The sequence below is a fragment of the Streptomyces sp. NPDC048389 genome, from assembly GCF_040706335.1.
Lineage (GTDB): Bacteria > Actinomycetota > Actinomycetes > Streptomycetales > Streptomycetaceae > Streptomyces.
The window spans coordinates 46,594-64,803 of record NZ_JBEZKP010000035.1 but is presented as its reverse complement, the minus strand read 5'-3'; the positions used below and the strand labels follow the sequence as shown (position 1 = coordinate 64,803).

The following is an 18,210-nucleotide window of genomic DNA, read 5'->3' as shown; positions in this document are numbered from 1 at the left end:
TGCCGACATCCCCCACAGCAACGCACCACCAATGAGGAGGACCCCTCACATGTCAGTGATGCGTGATTCCCGGCGAAGACTTACTTCGGTCAGCGCCATAGCCGTCGCCGCCCTGGCGTTCGGAACGGTCTCCGCTCTTCCGGCCGTCGCGGTCGAGCCGTCACCCGAAGGCGTCATCCAGAACGCCGGCGCTCCGAACGCCGTCCCCGGCAGCTACATCGTCACCCTCGACGAATCCGTGGCCGACGCCGAGTCCAAGGCGGGCAAGGCCCTCGCCGCGGAGTACGGCGCGAAGATCAAGAAGACGTACACCGCCGCGCTGAACGGCTACGCCGTCGAACTCTCCGAACAGCAGGCCAAGAAGTTCGCCGCGGACCCGGCCGTCGAGTCCGTCGCGCAGAACCGCGTCTTCACGATCTCCGGTACGCAGCCGAGCCCGCCCTCCTGGGGCCTCGACCGGATCGACCAGAGGTCCCTGCCGCTGAACCAGAGTTACACCTACCCGGACAGCGCGGGTGACGGCGTCACGGCCTATGTCATCGACACGGGCGTGCGTATCACGCACGGCGACTTCGGCGGCCGCGCGACGTACGGCTACGACGCCGTCGACAACGACAACACGGCCCAGGACGGCCACGGCCACGGCACCCACGTCGCCGGCACCGTCGCGGGCTCGGCGTACGGCGTGGCGAAGAAGGCCAAGATCGTCGCCGTCCGCGTCCTCGACAACAACGGCTCCGGTACCACAGCCGGAGTCGTCGCCGGCATCGACTGGGTGACTCGGAACGCGGTCAAGCCGGCCGTCGCCAACATGAGCCTCGGCGGCGGCGTCGACACGACCCTCGACAACGCCGTGCGCAACTCGATCGCCTCCGGCGTCACCTACGCCGTCGCGGCCGGCAACTCCAACGCCAACGCCTCCAACTACTCGCCGGCCCGGGTCGCCGAGGCCATCACCGTGGGCTCCACCACCAGCTCCGACGCCCGCTCCAGCTTCTCCAACTACGGCAGCGTGCTGGACGTCTTCGCCCCCGGTTCGTCGATCACCTCGGCGTGGAACAGCAGCGACTCGGCGACGAACACCATCTCCGGCACGTCGATGGCCGCCCCGCACGTCGCGGGCGCCGCCGCGCTGTACCTGGCGGACAACACGAGCGCCACGCCGGCCCAGGTCTCCTCGGCCCTGACGTCGGCCGCCACCAGCGGTGTCGTCGGCAACCCGGGCAGCGGTTCGCCGAACCGCCTGCTGTACGTGGGCACCGGGGGCACCGACCCCGAGCCGCCGACCGGTGACCGCTTCGAGAACACCACCGACTACGCGATCAACGACAACTCCACCGTCGAGTCGCCGGTGACCGTGACCGGCATCTCGGGCAACGCGCCGTCGAACCTCAGCGTGCCGGTCAACATCCAGCACACGTACATCGGTGACCTACGGGTCCAGCTCGTCGCCCCGGACGGCACCGCGTACACGCTGAAGGGCTACGGCACCGGAGGCAGTGCCGACAACATCAACACCACCTACACGGTGGACGCCTCCTCCGAGACCGCCAACGGCACCTGGAAGCTGCGTGTCAGCGACAACGCCTGGTGGGACACCGGGAAGATCGACTCCTGGGCGCTGCAGTTCTGACCCCGTGAGCCGGTGACCGGCGCAGCACTAAGGAGGGCGGCCGCTCCCGCGGCCGCCCTTCGCCGTCCCGGCGGCCCGCTCGCGACCCCGGTCCCGACGGCCCGGTCCCGGCCCCGTGTCGGGGGTCCGGTCCCGGCGGCCCGCTCGCGACCCCGGTCCCGATGCTCCGGTCCCGGCCCGCCGTCCCGGCCCGCCGTCCCGGCGACGGACCGGGACGGGGAGCCGTCTCGCACGTCAGCGGCGGTTCAGACCCCTGTCGACCGCGGCCGTCAGTTCACCGTCCGCGGTGTCCCCGTCCAGCGACCAGAACATCGCGCCGCCGAGACGGTGTTGGCGGATGTACGCGGTCTTGGCGTGCAGCACCCGCGGGTCGTCGTACGTCCACAAGGTGGTGCCGTCGAAGAGCCAGGCGTGCCCGTTCCGCCGGTCCCGGTGGACCTCGTACGCGCCCGAGTCGGCGAGCTTCTTCAGGGCCTTGTAGTCCTCGTATCCGGCTGCCCAGGTCGCCGGCGCGGGCCCGGCCGCCGGCTGGTTCATGCCGTCACCTCCGCCGGTCACGCCGGTCCAGCCCTGCCCGTAGAACGGCATGCCGACCACCAGCTTGCGGGCCGGTGCGCCGCGCCGGATCCAGTCGCGGACGGTCTGGTCGACGCTGAAGTCCCCTCGGGCGTACAGCGCGGACTGCTGGGCGGTGTTCTTCTCGCCGGAGACGTGGAAGTCGTAGCCCTGGAGGTTGACGAAGTCGAAGTCCCGCATGATCTTCCGGACCTCGAAGCCGGCGTCGATCTTGGACGGCGCGGTCGGGACGAAGGCGGTGAGCTCGTAGTGCTTGCGTTTGCCGCCCCGGGCCTTCTGCCGCGACTTCGCGTAGGCGTCCAGCTGGGTGCGGAACTCGCGCACCAGTGCCGTGAAGTTCTCCTTGTCCTCCGGGCGGTACACGGTGTCCGTGTCGCCCGCAGAACCGGGCCACTCCCAGTCGAGGTCGATGCCGTCGAAGAGACCGGCCGCCGCGCCCTCGCCGCCGCGAGCGCCGTCGAGAGGCAGGTTGCCCTTGATGTACAGGTCGATGCAGGACGAGACGAGCGCCCTGCGGGACTCGGGGGTGCGGGCGGCGTCGGAGAAGTGGGTGGACCAGCTCCAGCCGCCCAGTGAGATGAGGACCTTGAGGCCGGGGTGCTCGGCCTTGAGCTCCCGGAGCTGGTTGAAGTTGCCGGCGAGCGGCTGCTCCGGAGTGTCGGCGACACCGTCGACCGAATCGGCCGCCGACAGCGGCCGCGCGTAGTCCGCCCAGGCGTCGGCCTCGCCGGGGATGTTGCCCGTGAAGCATCTGCCCTCTGCGTCGATGTTGCCGAAGGCGTAGTTGATGTGGGTCAGCTTCGCGGCCTGGCCGCTGGTGTCCATGTCCTTGACCTGGAAGTCGCGGCCGTACACGCCCCACTGGGTGAAGTAGCCGACGCGCTTGTACGACTGCTTCTGGTGGCCGTGGCCGTGGCCGTGCCGGGGTTCGTGGGCGGCGGTGGCGCCGGCCGCGGGGGCGAGAGTGGCGACGAGCGAGAGGGAGCAGACGGCAACGGCCGTCCGGACAAAAGTTCTTCGACGCATCGGACTCATTCCTGTGCGCGTACCGGAAACAGGTTCCGTGAACGGTGTCGTGTGCGCAGGAACGTATTGGTATGGACCATTGCGGTCAAGGGTTGCCGGTACCCCTGGGGCTCGCGCGGGCGATAAACCTCTGCTCAGCGGCAAATCATCACTTCGAGTGAAACTCTGGCCCACGCTTGCGGTGTTCAACCGACGGTTGCCACGCTGTTGCTGTCTGTCAACCTGTTGGGAGTGGCCAGTGACATTCGGTGAGCAGCCCGCTTATCTGCGCGTCGCGAGCGATCTTCGCGAGAAGATCGTGAACGGCTCGCTGCCGCCGCACACCCGCCTCCCCTCGCAGGCCCGCATCCGGGAGGAGTACGGCGTCTCCGACACGGTCGCCCTCGAGGCCCGCAAGGTCCTGATGGCCGAGGGCCTGGTGGAGGGCCGCTCCGGCTCCGGGACCTATGTGCGCGAGCGGCCGGTGCCTCGGAGGGTCGCCCGCTCGGCCTTTCGGCCCCCTTCGGGCGCGACTCCCTTCCGCCAGGAGCAGGCCGCGCAGGAGGCCAGGGGTACCTGGGAGTCCAGCAGCGAGCAGGAGGCGGCGACGCCGGAGGTGGCCGCCCGGCTCGACATCAAGGCCGGCGACCGTGTGATGCGTACGCGCTACGTCTTCCGGGACGCGGGCGAGGCGATGATGCTCTCCACCTCCTGGGAGCCTCTCGAAGTCACCGGCCGCACCCCGGTCATGCTGCCCGAGGAGGGCCCGCTCGGGGGCTGCGGTGTGGTGGAGCGGATGGCCGCCATCGACGTCGTCGTGGACAACGTGGTGGAAGAGGTCGGTGCCCGGCCGGGTCTCGCGGAGGAACTGCTCGCGCTCGGCGGTGTCCCGGGCCATGTGGTGATGGTCATCGAGCGGACGTACTACGCCTCGGGGCGTGCGGTCGAGACCGCGGACGTCGTCGTGCCGGCGGACCGCTATCGCATCGCGTACCACTTGCCGGTCAAGTGAGCCGGTGTCCGGTGCCGGTGTCCGGTGAAGTGAGTCGGTGGCCGGTGCCCGGTGAAGTGAGTCGGTGACCGGTGAAGTGAGTCGGTGACCGATGACCGGTGCCCGGTGAAGTGAGTGATCGGTGGCCGGTCGGTGGCCTGTTGGGCGACGGCCTCGCCGACAGCCGCTGTCCGAGTCGGCGGCATCGGCGGTCGGTGGCCGAAGTCCGGGTCGGTGAGCGTCGCGGTCGGTGGCCGAAGTCCGGTGTCGCCAAGCGATGTCGGCAGTCCGCGAGTGTCGTCGGCATCAAGAAGGGGGCGCATCCGGCCGGATGCGCCCCCTTCTTCATGCCTCTTTGTAAAAACCCGTATCCGCTCAGTAAATGCCAGGCGTAGGCTTTCGCATATGCATACTGCGGTTTCCTGGCGATCGTTATGGACACTGGGGCGGGCCGAAGGAGGGGTGCGATGAACGAGACCGGCGCTGTCCTGCCTTGGCTCGTCATACGGCAGGACGACAACGGCAACCGTTACCGCGTCGGCAGGTACGCCACCGAGGCGGAGGCGCGGAAGATCGCGGACTCGCTCGACGGCCGCGGCCACAAGCAGCTCTACTGGGTCGAACGGATCGGCCGAACGGCCCGTTGACGGCGCCGCCGGAGCGCCGGCCTGTCCGGCCTTCGGGCCGGGCGGGCCGGGCGCTCGCCCGGACGCGCTGCGGCGCGCAGTACGCTCCGGCGCATGAGTGATCGTGTGGTGGTCGTGGCCGGCGCCGTGTACGAGAGGGGACGGCTCCTCGCCGCACGGCGCAGCGCGCCCGAGGAGCTCGCCGGGCGCTGGGAGCTCCCCGGCGGCAAGCAGGAGCCGGGTGAGACCCCGGAGCAGGCGCTGGTGCGCGAACTGCGCGAGGAGCTGGGCATCGAGACGGAGCCGGTTGAGCGCGTCCCCGGCGAGTGGACGCTGCGGCCCGGATGCGTGCTCCAGGTGTGGACGGTTCGGCTGGTGTCCGGTGAGCCGAGCCCCCTGGAGGACCACGACGCGCTGAGGTGGCTCGCGCCCGGCGAACTCGACACCGTCGACTGGCTCGACCAGGACCGGCCCGCGGTCGCCGCTTGGGCGCGCCTTCGCAGTGCGCGGGCCGGGGAGGGCGCGCGTCGCTGAGCTGTGCGGCGAGCTGTGCGCCGTTGGGGCCATGGGCGCCTCCATTGTGGTCGGGCACGGTAATCCAGCGGCAAAAGGGGTATGCCCTGATTAACCCCCTGAAATGGGACACGATTCCGCTGGTGATCGGGGAAGTGGTCGGCGTGATCGGCACCAGAGGCGAATGCGCCGAGTGGACTTTTCCGGCCGAACCGAACGTGGTGCGCGCAGCCCGGCATGCCGTCCGCGACACACTGAGGGCATGGGAACTGGACGCCGCTGTCGGAGATGTGACGGTGCTCCTGGTCAGCGAGTTGGTGACCAATTCCCAGCGCTACACCCCGGGTCCGATCACCGTCCGGCTCTTCCGGCCGGAGAGCGGAGACCCACCTCCCGTCCTGCTGGTCGAAGTCTCCGATCCGCTCCCGGATCCCCCGGTCGAGAAGTCCGCGCGCTCCGAGGACGAGAGCGGCCGCGGGCTCCAACTGGTGGCTTGTTCTGCTCGGCGCTGGGGCACACGGCGCGGCAGGACGGGCAAGACCGTGTGGTTCGAGCTGGCCCTGGCCGGTTAGAAGACCTCAGGGACGACGATCACGTCGGAGTCGGCTCAAAACGAACGAGACCTCTCTGTGATCGTGAACGCCGTGTCGGTGGGAGCCGTAGTGCTGAATACTGCGGTCAAGGCCGGTCCGGTGGGTGAGCTGGAGGGGACGGTCGCGTGAGCGAAATACCTGAGACGGCGAGCGATGTCGTGTGGCAGAGCAGTCCGCCTGGCTCGATCTATGACTACATCAAGGTGGCTTCCTTCTCGATCGGCCACGACGGACGGGTCGACCAGTGGAGCGACCGGGCCGTGGAGCTGTTCGGCATCACCGCCGACGAGGTCAGGGGCAAGGACCCGGTCGAGGTCTTCATGCCCTCTGAGCTGCGTCCGCGGGGCCACCGCCGGATCGCCGAAGTCCTCGACGGCAAGGAGTGGACGGGACTCGTCCCCTTCCGGATGCCCGGAGGGGGACGGGCGCACGGCCTCGCCGAGATCTATGTGATGCCCAGCCGGACGGCCCTGGGCGAACAAGCCGCGCTCTGCATCGTCGTCGACGTCAGGGCGCTGCGCCGGATCGAGTCCGACCTTGCCGCATCGCAGGCGATTTTCGGCCAATCTCCCTTCGGCTTTCTGCTCTTCGACACCGAGCTCACCGTGCGGCGCGCCAACCGGCGCTTCGCCACCGTCTTCGGCGGAGCCGCGGAGGACCACCGCGGCCGCACGGTCCACGACTACCTCTCCCGCCCGGAAGCCGAGCGGATGGACGCCGCCCTGCGCCGCGTGCTGGAGACCGGCGAGTCCGTCACCGACCTCCAGATCGTCGGCACGGTACCCGGCAGCACGGACCGCAGGCACTGGTCGGTCAACCTCTACCGCGTGCACGGCGGTTCCGGCCGGCCCGTCGGTGTCGCCGGCCTCGGCACCGATGTCACCCGCCGTCACATCGCCGCGCGGGAAGCCGCGAACGCCCGGCGCAACCTCGCCCTCCTCAACGAGGCGAGCGCCCGCATCGGCAACTCCCTCGACCTGGAGACCACGGCCCGCGAACTCCTCGACGTCGCGGTCCCCGGCTTCTGCGACCTCGCCTCCGTAGACCTGTACCAAGGGCTTCTCACCGGTGACGAGGCACCGCCCGGACAGTGGGGGTCCGCCCGCTCGGAGAGTTTCGGAGGCGGCAGCGCGGAACTGCGGCGGGTCGCCTTCGCCAGCGCCGTTTCCGACGGCCCCCTGATGACCACCCCCGGCTGCGCGCCAGAAGGAAGCCCCCCGACCACCGTGGGAGAGGTCCACCGCTACCCGTTCAACTCACCGTGCGCAGGAGCCCTGCGCACCGCCCGCGTCCAAACGGTCCCGGGGGAGGACGGCAGCCTCGTCCAGTCGACGCTGGCCGTTCCGATGGTGGCGCACGACACCGTCGTCGGACTGGTGCAGTTCTCCCGGACCAAGGGCAGCGAACCGTTCGGGGAGCGGGACCGGGTGCTCGCGGTCGAACTCGCCGCCCGGGCCGCCGTCTGCATCGACAACGCCCGCCTGTACCGAAGGGAGCACGAGCGCGCCCTCATCCTCCAGCGCAGTCTGCTGCCACCCGGCGACCCCGAGGCCGCCGGACTCGACATCGCCTGCCGCTATCTGCCGGGCACCGCCGCGACCGAGGTGGGCGGCGACTGGTTCGACGTCATCGAACTGCCCGGCCACCGCACGGCGTTGGTCGTCGGCGACGTGATGGGCCGGGGACTGAGGGCGGCCGTCGCCATGGGTGAACTGCGCACCGCCGTACGGACGCTGGCGCTACTGGACCTGGAACCGGCGGAAGTGCTCTCCGCGCTCGACGAGATCGCCCGCGGGCTCGGCAGCCCGGTGAGGGCCGGACGGCCCACGGGCGGTGCCCACGTCCCGTCCCGCGTCGCCCACACGTCCCGCGAGGCGGACCTCTCCGAGGTCTATCTCGCCACCTGCGTCTACGCGGTCTACGACCCGGTCACCCGCCGCTGCACCTTCGCCAACGCGGGCCATCTGCCGCCCGTGCTCGTCGAGCCCGGTGAGGAGGCGCTGCTGCTCGACGTGCCGCCGGGGATGCCGCTCGGTGTCGGCGGCGAGCCCTTCGAGGAAGTGGAGGTCGAAGTCCCCGAGGGGTCCCTCCTCGCGCTCTACACCGACGGGCTGGTCGAGTCCCGCGAGCATTCGCTCGACGAAGGGCTGCGGGCGTTCCGTGCAGCGCTCACCGATCCCGTCCGCCCGCTGGAGGACGTCTGCGACCACGTGCTCGGCGCACTCGACACCCGGCACGGCGAGGACGACATCGCGCTGCTGATGGCCCGTATACAGGGCCTGCCGGCCGAGGCCGTCGGCGACTGGCGGCTGCCGCGCGAGCCCCGCTCCGTCGGTCGCGCGCGTGAACTGGCCCGCGGCCGGCTCACCTCCTGGGGCCTCGAAGCCCTGGTCGACACGGTGGAACTGCTCGTCAGCGAGCTCGTCACCAACGCGTTGCGGTACGGCGAGGGCGAGATCAGGCTCCGGCTGCTGCAGGATCGGACCCTGGTGTGCGAGGTGTGGGACGCGGGCCTCGTACAGCCCAGGCGCCGGCGGGCACGGGACACGGACGAGGGCGGACGCGGACTGCAACTGGTCGGCCTGCTGAGCGCGGCCTGGGGCTCGCGGCGGACGCCGCGCGGCAAGACGGTGTGGTTCGAGCTGGCGCTGCCGGACGGCGGGGGGTCGGCGGAACCGACGGTGGAGCAGCTGCTGAGCATGTTCTGACGGGGGCGGTCTCCCCACCCGCCCCTTCCCGCTGTACCGATGTGCGGTTCCGCCGAGTGGCGGGCTCTGCCCCCGGTGCTCGGCACCCGGCACCCGGCACCCGGCCCCCGTGCCGCAAGCTTCCTCTACGGCTTGGCGGCCGTGGGAGGTGCTCCCGGCGGGGCTGACGCTGCGCGAAACCAGCCCGTCCGGCGTTCGAGGACACCACGCGAAGCGCGGTACCGGGTCCGGGTAGGGGCGGGCCCGAGAAGCCCTGGGTCCGGGTAGGGGCAGAGCCCGGATCCGGGAAGAGTCAGGGGAAAGAGCCCGGGGGGCGGGCAGGGGACAAGCTCCGGACGGGAACGCCGGAGTACGAAACCGCCGCACGGAGTGCGGCACACGCGTCAGAACCGGCCGCCGGCCATCCGCCCCCGCGTGCCACCGCCACCGAAGCGGCCGGGCCCCCCGGCGAAATCGCCGCCCGGTCCGCCGGCGACACCGCCATGGCCTTCGCCCCGGTCCGCGCCCGGCATTCCGCCGAGCAGGATCCCGCCCAGCACCGCGCCCCCGAGACCGCCCCCCGCACGGCCCGCTCCTCTCGCACCGCCGGGCGCGTACGCACCGCCGAACCCGCGTACGTCGTGCTCCGCGAGGCTCTGCGCCTGCTGCGCCAGCCAGTCCGCCCGCCGCGCCTCCGCAAGCGCGGTCTGCGGATCGCCGCCGCTCCCCTCGTCGTCCCCGGCCAGCGTCTCCGCGCGCTCGAGCCGCCGCTGCGCCTCCGTCAGCCGGGTCCGGGCATCGCTGCCGACGGCGCCGCGGTGGGTGCTGATGTAGTCGGCTGCCGCGCCGATGCCGGAGCGCGCGCCGAGCATCGCCCGGTCCAGCAGGGCCCGGGCGCGCCGCGTGCCCTGCTCCTGCTCCCGGGCCCCGGCCAGCGCCTCGTCCAGTCCGGCGTCGGCCTCCTCCACCCGACGCAGCGCGTCGATCGGGTCGTACGGACCGGTCTCCGTCGCCGCGTGCACCTCTGCGGCCACGGCCTCCGCGCGGGCGATCCGGCCCTGGAGCGTGGCGGTCGACGTGCCCTCCTCGGTCGTCCCTTCGAGCAGGCCGCGCGCCTCTGCCAGGTCCGTTTCCGTGTCGGTCAGCGCGCCCGGCAGCTTCCCGGCCGCTTCCGCCAGTTCCCGCGCCCGGCGGTCCACCGCCTCGATCAGCTGCGCGGCCTGGGCGACGGCCGCCTCCGCCGCCCGCACCTGCACGGCGGCCCGACCGTTGTCGTCCGCCTCGACGGCCTCCCGGGCCCGGCCGAGACTGGTCGTAGCGAACTCCAGCCGGTCCCTGGCCTGTTCCACGTCGTCCGCGACGGGCGCCGCGGCCGAGACCGCGTACCGCTCGCGCATCACGCCGAGCGTGGCCTCGGCGCTGACGACGCGGCCCTCGGCGTCCTCGAAGGCGGCCTGGGCGGCGGCCAGGGCCTGAGGTGCGTTCGGCTCCAGGGCGCGCAGCCGGTCGAAGTCCTCGGACTCGGCATCCAGCCGGCGATTGGCCTCCGAGCAGCGGGCGACGATCTCTTCGAGCATCCTGCGCCGGGTGGCGTCGTCCTCCGGGTATGCGTCGTCGAGCTGCTGGCGCAGCCGGAACGCGGCGGTCAGCTCCTTCTGTGCGTACGCCACCGCCTCCTGGAACGGCCGCGCCGTCTCGTCCCCGAACTGGGCCGCCGCGAAGCCGAGTTCCTCGCGGCTGGTGCGTACCGCGTCGTCGGTGTCCACGAGCGCCTGCTCGGCCTTCGCGTCCAGCGCGGGGAGCGGCGGATGCCCCGGCGGGCCCCAGCCCTCCTGGCCGCCCCGGGGAGTGGTGCGGGTGGCCGTGCGGCGCCTGCGTTTGGTGTACGCGTACGCGGCGACCGCGCCGGCGGCTCCGAGCAGCACGATGGGCAGGACCAGGTCACCCCCGACCGTACCGTCGCCGCCCGGGTCCGGGTCGACCTCGCCGAGGGCGGTGTTCACTCTCGGTACGGGTTCGCCGGACAGCACCGCGCCGTAGCCACCGGCGGCGCCGATCGCCGCGCCCGCCGAGTCGTTCTCCCGGAGCGCGGGCTCCACCGCCGTCGCCGCGACCTCCGCCAACCGGGCGCCGGTCAGGCGCGAGGCGTCGTCGACCCAGTACGCGTACTGCCGGTCCCCGGTGGCCACGGCGAGGAGGGCGTCTTCCCGCCCCAGCCCGTTCCTGGCGGCTGTGGCAGCGGTCGAGTCCTGGGGGGAGCGGCCGGAGAAGCCGGACACATGGACGACGAAGAGCTGCAGCCGCTGCTCTTCGTAGAGACGGTCGAGCGCCCCGGACACCTGCGCCTCGCGGTCGCCGAGCACCCCCACCCGGTCGGTGATCCGGCCCTGCCGGGACAGGTCCGGGGGGTCGTCGGCCGTGACGGGGCCGGCGGCGGGCGCGACCAGCCACCAGGCCGCCGTCAGCACGGCGAGAAGGATCCGGGCGGCTGTTCGCATCACATTTCGGAGGCTAAGTCGCGCTCCGGCCCGCCGCGACCCGACGCGGTCCGGAACCGTGCCCACCCGGCAGCGGTCCTGCATCGCATGGGGATCGACGACAGAACGGGGCACGCCGCAACGAGTCCGGGTGGCAGCCCTCGTCCGACGGTGGCGGACATCCCCTCGGCTGACGCGGTCCGAGAGAGTCGTCCTCGCGCCCGCGCCGTTCGTGCCCGTTCCACAGCCGGCCGGGGCGGTGACGCTGCGTGCGACTCGGCCACGGGAGACGGACTCGGCCGTAACACCCGGTGGGCCGCAGCCCGTGGATTTCGACCGGTTCGGCGATCAAGGCCGAGCAGGTATGGGCGCTGCCCGTGCGTCAGCTCTCCCGGCGCCTGATCTTGTCGCCCAGCCACACCAGCGGGTCGTACTTGCGGTCCGCGGTCCGTTCCTTCAGCGGGATCAGCGCGTTGTCCGTGATCTTGATGCCTTCCGGGCAGACCTCCGTACAGCACTTGGTGATGTTGCAGTAGCCGAGCCCGTGTTCGTCCTGCGCCGTCGTCCTGCGGTCGAGGCCCGTCTCCGCGGCCGCGTCCAGCGGGTGCATGTCCAGTTCGGCCACCCGCATCAGGAAACGCGGACCGGCGAAGGGCTGCTTGTTCTCCTCGTGGTCGCGCACCACATGGCAGGTGTCCTGGCACAGGAAGCACTCGATGCACTTGCGGAACTCCTGCGACCGTTCCACGTCCATCTGCTGCATCCGGTAGTCACCGGCCGCGACCCCGGGGGGCGGCACGAACGAGGGGACCTCCCTGGCCTTGGCGTAGTTGAAGGAGACGTCGGTGACCAGGTCCCGTACCACGGGGAAGGCGCGCAGCGGGGTGACCGTGATCGTCTCCTCCCGCGAGAAGACCGACATACGGGTCATGCAGAGCAGGCGCGGCCGGCCGTTGATCTCGGCGCTGCACGATCCGCATTTGCCGGCCTTGCAGTTCCAGCGGACGGCGAGATCGGGCGCCTGGGTGGCCTGGAGGCGGTGGATGATGTCGAGGACGACCTCCCCGTCGTTCACCTCGACGGTGAAGTCCTTGAGGCCGCCGCCGTCCTGGTCACCCCGCCAGACCCTGAAGTGGGCTCGGTACGCACTCACTCGGTCAGCTCCTCTTCGGAGAGGTACTTGACCAGCTCTTCCTTCTCGAAGAGGGCGAGCAGGTCGGCACGGATGGGCTCTGTCGTCTTCCGTTCCAGCTCGATCCGGGCGCTCGCCGGATCGTCGCCGGCCGGGGCCGGCCGGCACACCAGGTTGGTCCGGCGCCATTCGCGCTCCATGCCGGGGCAGTCCTCACGGGTGTGACCGCCGCGGCTCTCCGTGCGCTCCAGCGCCGCCCGTGCGATGCACTCGCTGACCAGCAGCATGTTCCGCAGGTCCAGGGAGAGGTGCCAGCCGGGGTTGAACTGCCGGTGGCCCTCGACCCCCGCGCGGCTCGCCCGCACCCGCAGTTCGGCCAGCTTCTCCAGGGCCTGCTCCATCTCGCCCGCCCGTCGGATGATGCCGACCAGGTCGTTCATCGTCTGCTGGAGTTCCTGGTGCAGCGTGTACGGGTTCTCCGGCGTCCGTCCGTCCTCCTGGCCCTCCGCGCTGAACGGGCGCAGTGCCTCCGCCGCCGCAGCGTCGATCTGAGTCTCGTCGGCGACGGGCCGTGCCGGGAGGCGCCGGGCGTACTCGGCCGCGTGGAGGCCGGCGCGGCGGCCGAAGACGAGCAGGTCGGACAGCGAGTTGCCGCCGAGGCGGTTGGAGCCGTGCATCCCGCCGGCGACCTCACCGGCGGCGAACAGTCCCGGGACGCCGAGGGCGGCGGCCGTGTCGGACTCGACGGCGATGCCGCCCATCACGTAGTGGCAGGTGGGGCCGACCTCCATGGCCTCCGCCGTGATGTCCACGTCCGCCAGTTCCTTGAACTGGTGGTACATCGACGGCAGCCGGCGCCGGATGGCATCGGCCGGCATCCGGGTGGAGACGTCGAGGAACACCCCGCCGTGCGGGGAGCCGCGGCCCGCCTTGACCTCGGCGTTGATGGCACGTGCCACCTCGTCGCGCGGCAGCAGCTCGGGGGGACGGCGGTTGTTGTCCGGGTCCTGGTACCAGCGGTCGCCCTCGTCCTCCGACTGCGCGTACTTCTCCTTGAAGACGTCGGGCACGTAGTCGAACATGAACCGTTTGCCCTCGGAGTTGCGCAGCACCCCGCCGTCGCCGCGGACCGACTCGGTCACGAGGATGCCCTTCACCGACGGCGGCCAGACCATGCCCGTCGGATGGAACTGCACGAACTCCATGTTGACCAGCGGGGCGCCCGCCAGCAGCGCCAGGGCGTGCCCGTCCCCGGTGTACTCCCAGGAGTTGGAGGTGACCTTGAACGACTTGCCGATGCCGCCCGTCGCCAGGATGACGGAGGGGGCCTCGAGGACGAAGAAGCGGCCCGTCTCACGGTCGTAGCAGAAGACCCCGGACACCCGGCCGTCGTCCTCCTGGCCGCCGTCTTTCAGAACCCGGGTGACCGTGCACTCCTGGAAGACCTTCAGGCCGGCCTCGTGGTCGCCGAGCTCGCGTTCGTCCTGCTGCTGGAGCGAGACGATCTTCTGCTGGAGGGTGCGGATCAGTTCGAGTCCGGTGCGGTCGCCGACGTGCGCGAGGCGCGGATACTCGTGGCCGCCGAAGTTGCGCTGCGAGATCCGGCCGTCCTCGGTGCGGTCGAAAAGCGCGCCCCAGGTCTCCAGCTCCCACACCCGGTCGGGCGCCTCACGGGCGTGCAACTCCGCCATCCGCCACTGGTTGAGGAACTTGCCGCCGCGCATCGTGTCGCGGAAGTGCACCTGCCAGTTGTCGCCCGCGTTGACGTTGCCCATGGACGCGGCGATGCCGCCCTCGGCCATGACCGTGTGCGCCTTCCCGAACAGGGACTTGCAGATCACCGCCGTACGGGCGCCCCGCTCGCGCGCCTCGATGGCGGCGCGCAGGCCGGCGCCGCCCGCCCCCACGACGACGACGTCCCACTGCTGCCGTTCGAGTCCGGTCATCGGGTCCTTCCCTCTGCAACAGCCATCTAGAACAGCCTCGGATCGTCGAAGGCGCCGGTCGCGAGGAGATAGACGTAGAAGTCGGCCAGGGCGACGCTGAGCAGGGACGCCCAGGCGAGCTGCATGTGGCGGCCGTTCAGCTTGCCGACCCAGCCCCACAGGCGGTAGCGCACCGGGTGCTTGGAGAAGTGCCGCAGCCTGCCGCCGACGATGTGCCGGCAGGAGTGGCAGGAGATGGTGTACGCCCAGATCAGCACGATGTTGACCAGCATGACCAGGGTGCCGAGGCCCATGTGGCCCCACTCGTAGTTCTCGTCGCGGAAGCCCAGCACCGTGTCGTAGGTGAGGATTACGGCGACCGGAACGGCCGCGTAGAAGAAGTACCGGTGGATGTTCTGCAGGACCAGCGGAAAGCGGGTCTCACCGGTGTACTTCTTGTGCGGCTCGGCGACGGCGCAGGCCGGGGGAGAGGCCCAGAAGCCCCGGTAGTACGCCTTGCGGTAGTAGTAGCAGGTCAGCCGGAAGCCGAGCGGGAAGATCAGGATCAGCAGCGCGGGGGACAGTCCCCACCAGCTGCCGAAGATCTCCCAGTTGGGTCCCGCGCGCATCGGTACGCAGTTCTCCGCCAGACACGGCGAGTAGAACGGGGAGACGTAGGGCGCCGCGTAGTAGTCGGCGTTCGCGAAGGCGCGCCACGTCGAGTAGACGATGAAGGCGAGCAGTCCGGCGGCGGTCAGGACCGGGGCCAGCCACCAGCGGTCCGTCCGCAGATGGCGGGGGCCGATGGCGGCGCGCGCGGGCTCGTGCACGCCCGTACTGACGTGTGGTGGTTCGGTACCAGTGGCCAACGAAGGCTCCGGGTGGCGTGGGATCGGGAGTGTGGACCGGGCCGGCGGCTTCACCGGCCTGCTGCCGCGGGCCGGTCCTGCCGTCCGCGCGGGTCAGGGCGCGTGCCGGTCGCGTACTCCCAGCCCCTCGTCGTCCGAGTCCGTCCACAGGGCGTTGTCGTACGGGGCGTCGGGGATGGTGACCAGCTCGGTACGGACCGTGGCGGCCGGAGCGGCGGGGGCCGCGGCCGGGCCGGATGCGCGCAGCCGTTCGACGGTCTGCTCCAGCTGACCGACGCGGCGGACCAGCTCGTCGAGGCGGCTCTGGACAGCCGCCAGATCTTCCTGGTGTGACATGACTTTGCCCTCACTTCCGCAGGGTGCGGTGGCGTCGTTCATGCGCCTGCGAGTGTCGCGCGTCACATCCCCCCTTGTGAAGGGGACGTACGGGCATTCCCGGCGCGTGCGCTGCCGGCGCGCCCCTTGTGGCCGTTGTCTCACTCCCCCCATATTCGCCCCTTGTATTCCGATATGGGGCATTCCGGGTTCGCCCGCACGGGTGGCGTTGGCGGCGGCGTCGCCGTGTCTGCGTCCGGCGCGGGGCTCTGTCCACTTCAGTGGCTTGAATCGGTGTGATCATCTCTAAATCGACGAAACAGGACGAAGAGGTACAAGCCATGTCCCAGGTGGAAGCCCCCCGAGGGCGGACATGCTCCCGAAGGCTCCGCCCCGTCGCACTGCTCGCGAGCGGAGTGCTCGTACTCCCCGTTCTCGCCGGCTGCAGCTCGGGCGATGAGCAGGGCCGGGGGAAGCCCCCGGCCCAGGACATCTCGCCCGCCGATCGCGGCCTCGTCGCTGACGGAGGCACGCTGCGCTGGGCCGTCGACACGGTGCCCACCACTCTCAACACCTTCCAGGCAGACGCGGACGCCACCACGAGCCGGATCGCCGGCGCCGTGCTGCCGGCCCTCTTCGTCCTTGACGAGAGCGGGCGGCCGCAGCGCAATCCGGACTATCTGGAATCGGCCGAGATCATCGAGCGCGAGCCCAAACAGGTCGTGCTCTACAAGCTGAACCAGCAGGCGGTGTGGAGCGACGGCCGCGAGATCGGCGCTCCCGACTTCCTGGCCCAGTGGCGCGCACTGAGCGGAAAGGATTCTTCGTACTGGACGGCCCGCAACGCCGGGTACGACCGGATCCAGACGATCGAGCGCGGTGCGAGCGACCTCGAGGTCAAGGTGACCTTCACCAAGCCCTACGCGGACTGGCCGTCGCTGTTCACACCGCTCTACCCCAAGGACGTGACGGGGACCCCGGACTCCTTCAACGACGGCGCCCGCACCAAGCTCAAGGCGACGGCCGGCCCCTTCCGGATCTCCAAGATCGACCGTGCGGCGAACACGACGACCCTGGTGCGCAACCCCCGCTGGTGGGGGGACCGCCCGAAGCTCGACAAGGTGGTCCTGACCGCGGTCGCGCGCGACAAGCGCGTCACCGCACTCGCCGCCGGCAAGCTCGACCTGGCGGACATCGACCCGTCGGCGGCGGAACGCATCGCCTACGCGGTGAAGGACGCCGGCCGCGGCGGCCGCCCGCTCGCCTACGGCCCCGGCGCCGCCACCACCCCGTCCGCCGCGCTGAAGTCCTGGGCGCTGGCCCACGGCTCCGACGAGGAACTGGCCGACATCGCGCAGGAGGCCAGGAAGCGGGCGGCGGAGGCCGAGAAGAAGTACGCCGAGGAGCAGTCCGCCCTCAGCAAGTACGAGGTCCGCAAGTCGCTGGAGCCCGCCTACACCCAGCTCGCGCTGAACGGCGAGTCCGGGCCGCTCGCCGACGACCGGGTGCGCCGGGCGATCGCCCGCGCGCTGAACCGCAAGGAGCTGGCCGACGCCGTGCTCACCCCGCTCGGCCTGCCCGCGGAGCCGCCCGGCAGCCACGTGGCGCTCGCCGGCCAGGCCGCCTACACGGACAACAGTGCCGCCCTCGGGGAGCAGGACACCCAGGAGGCGCAGGCGCTGCTCGCCGACGCCGGCTGGACGCCCGACGGACTGGACGAGGAGCAGGCCAACGCGGGCGGCGAGGCCGGGGGCAACGACAAGGAGAAGGACAAGGAGAAGGACGCGGACGAGGCCGGGGACAAGAGCGGGGAGGGGAAGACCTCCGCCGGGCCGTCCCCGGCGTCCTCCGCGAAGCTCGAGCCCGCCGAGGCGGCGGCGTCGGAGAAGGACTCGCAGAAGAAGTCGGAGAAGGACTCCGAGAAGAGCAAGGACGTCGCCTCGGACGAGGGCCTCTACATCGTGGGCGACGACAAGCACGCCGGCCGCGACCCCCGAGCGGCCTCACGCGCCACGTACATCCTCGCCCCGGCGCCCGGCGCGGCCGTCCAGAGCATCGCCCTCAGCCGCCAGGCCGCGTCGCTCCGCGACGTGACGTCGGACGCGGCGGAGGCGGCCGAGAAGGCCGACAAGAACGCTCAGGAGCAGGGCGGCGTGGCCGGCGCCTACGCCCCGCGCGGCACCGCGGCGCCCGACGGGGCTGCCGCGGGCGGAGCCCTCGGCAAGGACGGAAAGCCGCTCAGCCTCCGCTTCGTCCTGCCGTCCGGACCCGGCTCCGAGGTCCTGCGAACCGTCGGTGACAAGATCGCGGAGATGCTCGGCCGGATCGGCGTGCGGACGGAGATCGTCAAGGTCGACGACACGAGCTTCTTCAAGGACCACATCGCCTCCGGCGACTACGACCTGGCCCTCTACTCCTGGCCGTCCAGCCCCTACCCGGCCACCGACGCCCGGCCGATCTACGCCAAGCCGAAGCCGGCCTCCGACGGCTCCCTCCTGGTCGAGCAGAACTACACCCGGGTCGGTACGGACTACATCGACCAGCTCTTCGCCCAGGCCGCCGGAGAGCTCGACGAGGACGCCGCCCGCGATCTGATGCGCAGGGCCGACGCCAGGATCTGGGCCGCGGCCGGTTCCATCCCGCTCTACCAGCGACCCGAGCTGGTCGCGGCCGCCAAGAACGTGGTCAACGCGGGGGCGTTCGGGTTCGCGGACCCCCGGTACCAGGACATCGGGTTCAAAAAGCCCGGCGCTGCCGCGAAGGAGTAGGAAACAGCAGGTCACAACCTCAGAACTGGCTCAAGTTCCTTGCCCGCCGGCCATGCCGGCGGGCAAGCTCGTGCCGACCCCCGACCCGGGCCCGCCCCTG

13 protein-coding genes are annotated in these 18,210 nt (G+C 71.2%); 7 read left to right on the top strand and 6 right to left on the bottom strand.

Going from position 1 to position 18,210, the window contains the following annotated elements:
* Positions 1-49 precede the first annotated feature (49 nt).
* The gene (locus tag AB0903_RS22810) at positions 50-1,633 is read left to right on the top strand and encodes a S8 family serine peptidase (RefSeq protein ID WP_366705535.1); all 1,584 of its coding nucleotides are present in this window, start codon (positions 50-52) and stop codon (positions 1,631-1,633) included.
* A 234-nt stretch (positions 1,634-1,867) separates the two neighbouring features.
* Here the strand turns inward: AB0903_RS22810 and AB0903_RS22805 are convergent, their stop codons facing one another.
* Positions 1,868-3,235, bottom strand: coding sequence for a glycoside hydrolase family 18 protein (locus AB0903_RS22805; protein ID WP_366705533.1), 1,368 nt, complete (start codon positions 3,233-3,235; stop codon positions 1,868-1,870).
* 238 nt (positions 3,236-3,473) lie between these two features.
* Between AB0903_RS22805 and AB0903_RS22800 the strand changes: the two genes are divergently transcribed.
* The 5 genes from AB0903_RS22800 (at position 3,474) to AB0903_RS22780 (ending at position 8,645) form a co-directional block, all read left to right on the top strand.
* On the top strand, positions 3,474-4,226 hold the full coding sequence (locus AB0903_RS22800) for a GntR family transcriptional regulator (protein WP_366705531.1): 753 nt from the start codon (positions 3,474-3,476) through the stop codon (positions 4,224-4,226).
* Positions 4,227-4,672: 446 nt separating this feature from the next.
* Complete coding sequence (locus AB0903_RS22795) at positions 4,673-4,852, top strand: SPOR domain-containing protein (RefSeq protein WP_366705529.1); 180 nt, start codon at positions 4,673-4,675, stop codon at positions 4,850-4,852.
* Positions 4,853-4,945: 93 nt separating this feature from the next.
* On the top strand, positions 4,946-5,365 hold the full coding sequence (locus AB0903_RS22790) for a (deoxy)nucleoside triphosphate pyrophosphohydrolase (protein WP_366705527.1): 420 nt from the start codon (positions 4,946-4,948) through the stop codon (positions 5,363-5,365).
* A gap of 134 nt (positions 5,366-5,499) precedes the next feature.
* Positions 5,500-5,916 (top strand): ATP-binding protein, encoded by a 417-nt coding sequence (locus tag AB0903_RS22785; RefSeq protein ID WP_366705552.1) that lies wholly within the window; start codon positions 5,500-5,502, stop codon positions 5,914-5,916.
* A 146-nt stretch (positions 5,917-6,062) separates the two neighbouring features.
* Positions 6,063-8,645: a SpoIIE family protein phosphatase gene (locus AB0903_RS22780; RefSeq protein WP_366705525.1), complete on the top strand. Its 2,583-nt coding sequence runs from the start codon at positions 6,063-6,065 to the stop codon at positions 8,643-8,645.
* Between the two features lie 383 nt (positions 8,646-9,028).
* Here the strand turns inward: AB0903_RS22780 and AB0903_RS22775 are convergent, their stop codons facing one another.
* The 5 genes from AB0903_RS22775 to AB0903_RS22755 all read right to left on the bottom strand — a co-directional run bounded on the left by AB0903_RS22775 (position 9,029) and on the right by AB0903_RS22755 (position 15,363).
* Positions 9,029-11,122, bottom strand: coding sequence for a TPM domain-containing protein (locus AB0903_RS22775; RefSeq protein WP_366705550.1), 2,094 nt, complete (start codon positions 11,120-11,122; stop codon positions 9,029-9,031).
* A gap of 361 nt (positions 11,123-11,483) precedes the next feature.
* Entirely contained in the window at positions 11,484-12,254 is a 771-nt protein-coding gene (locus AB0903_RS22770; protein ID WP_366705523.1) for a succinate dehydrogenase/fumarate reductase iron-sulfur subunit, read from the bottom strand.
* Positions 12,251-14,179 (bottom strand): fumarate reductase/succinate dehydrogenase flavoprotein subunit, encoded by a 1,929-nt coding sequence (locus AB0903_RS22765; protein ID WP_366705521.1) that lies wholly within the window; start codon positions 14,177-14,179, stop codon positions 12,251-12,253. Before AB0903_RS22765 ends, AB0903_RS22770 begins: the two co-directional genes overlap by 4 nt.
* 26 nt (positions 14,180-14,205) lie before the next feature.
* Positions 14,206-15,027, bottom strand: a complete 822-nt coding sequence (locus AB0903_RS22760) for a hypothetical protein (protein WP_366705519.1) — start codon at positions 15,025-15,027, stop codon at positions 14,206-14,208.
* Positions 15,028-15,120: 93 nt separating this feature from the next.
* Complete coding sequence (locus AB0903_RS22755) at positions 15,121-15,363, bottom strand: hypothetical protein (RefSeq protein ID WP_366705518.1); 243 nt, start codon at positions 15,361-15,363, stop codon at positions 15,121-15,123.
* Positions 15,364-15,683: 320 nt separating this feature from the next.
* On the opposite strand from AB0903_RS22755, the gene AB0903_RS22750 reads away from it, so the two are divergent.
* Positions 15,684-18,110: an ABC transporter substrate-binding protein gene (locus AB0903_RS22750; protein ID WP_366705516.1), complete on the top strand. Its 2,427-nt coding sequence runs from the start codon at positions 15,684-15,686 to the stop codon at positions 18,108-18,110.
* Positions 18,111-18,210: the final 100 nt, after the last annotated feature.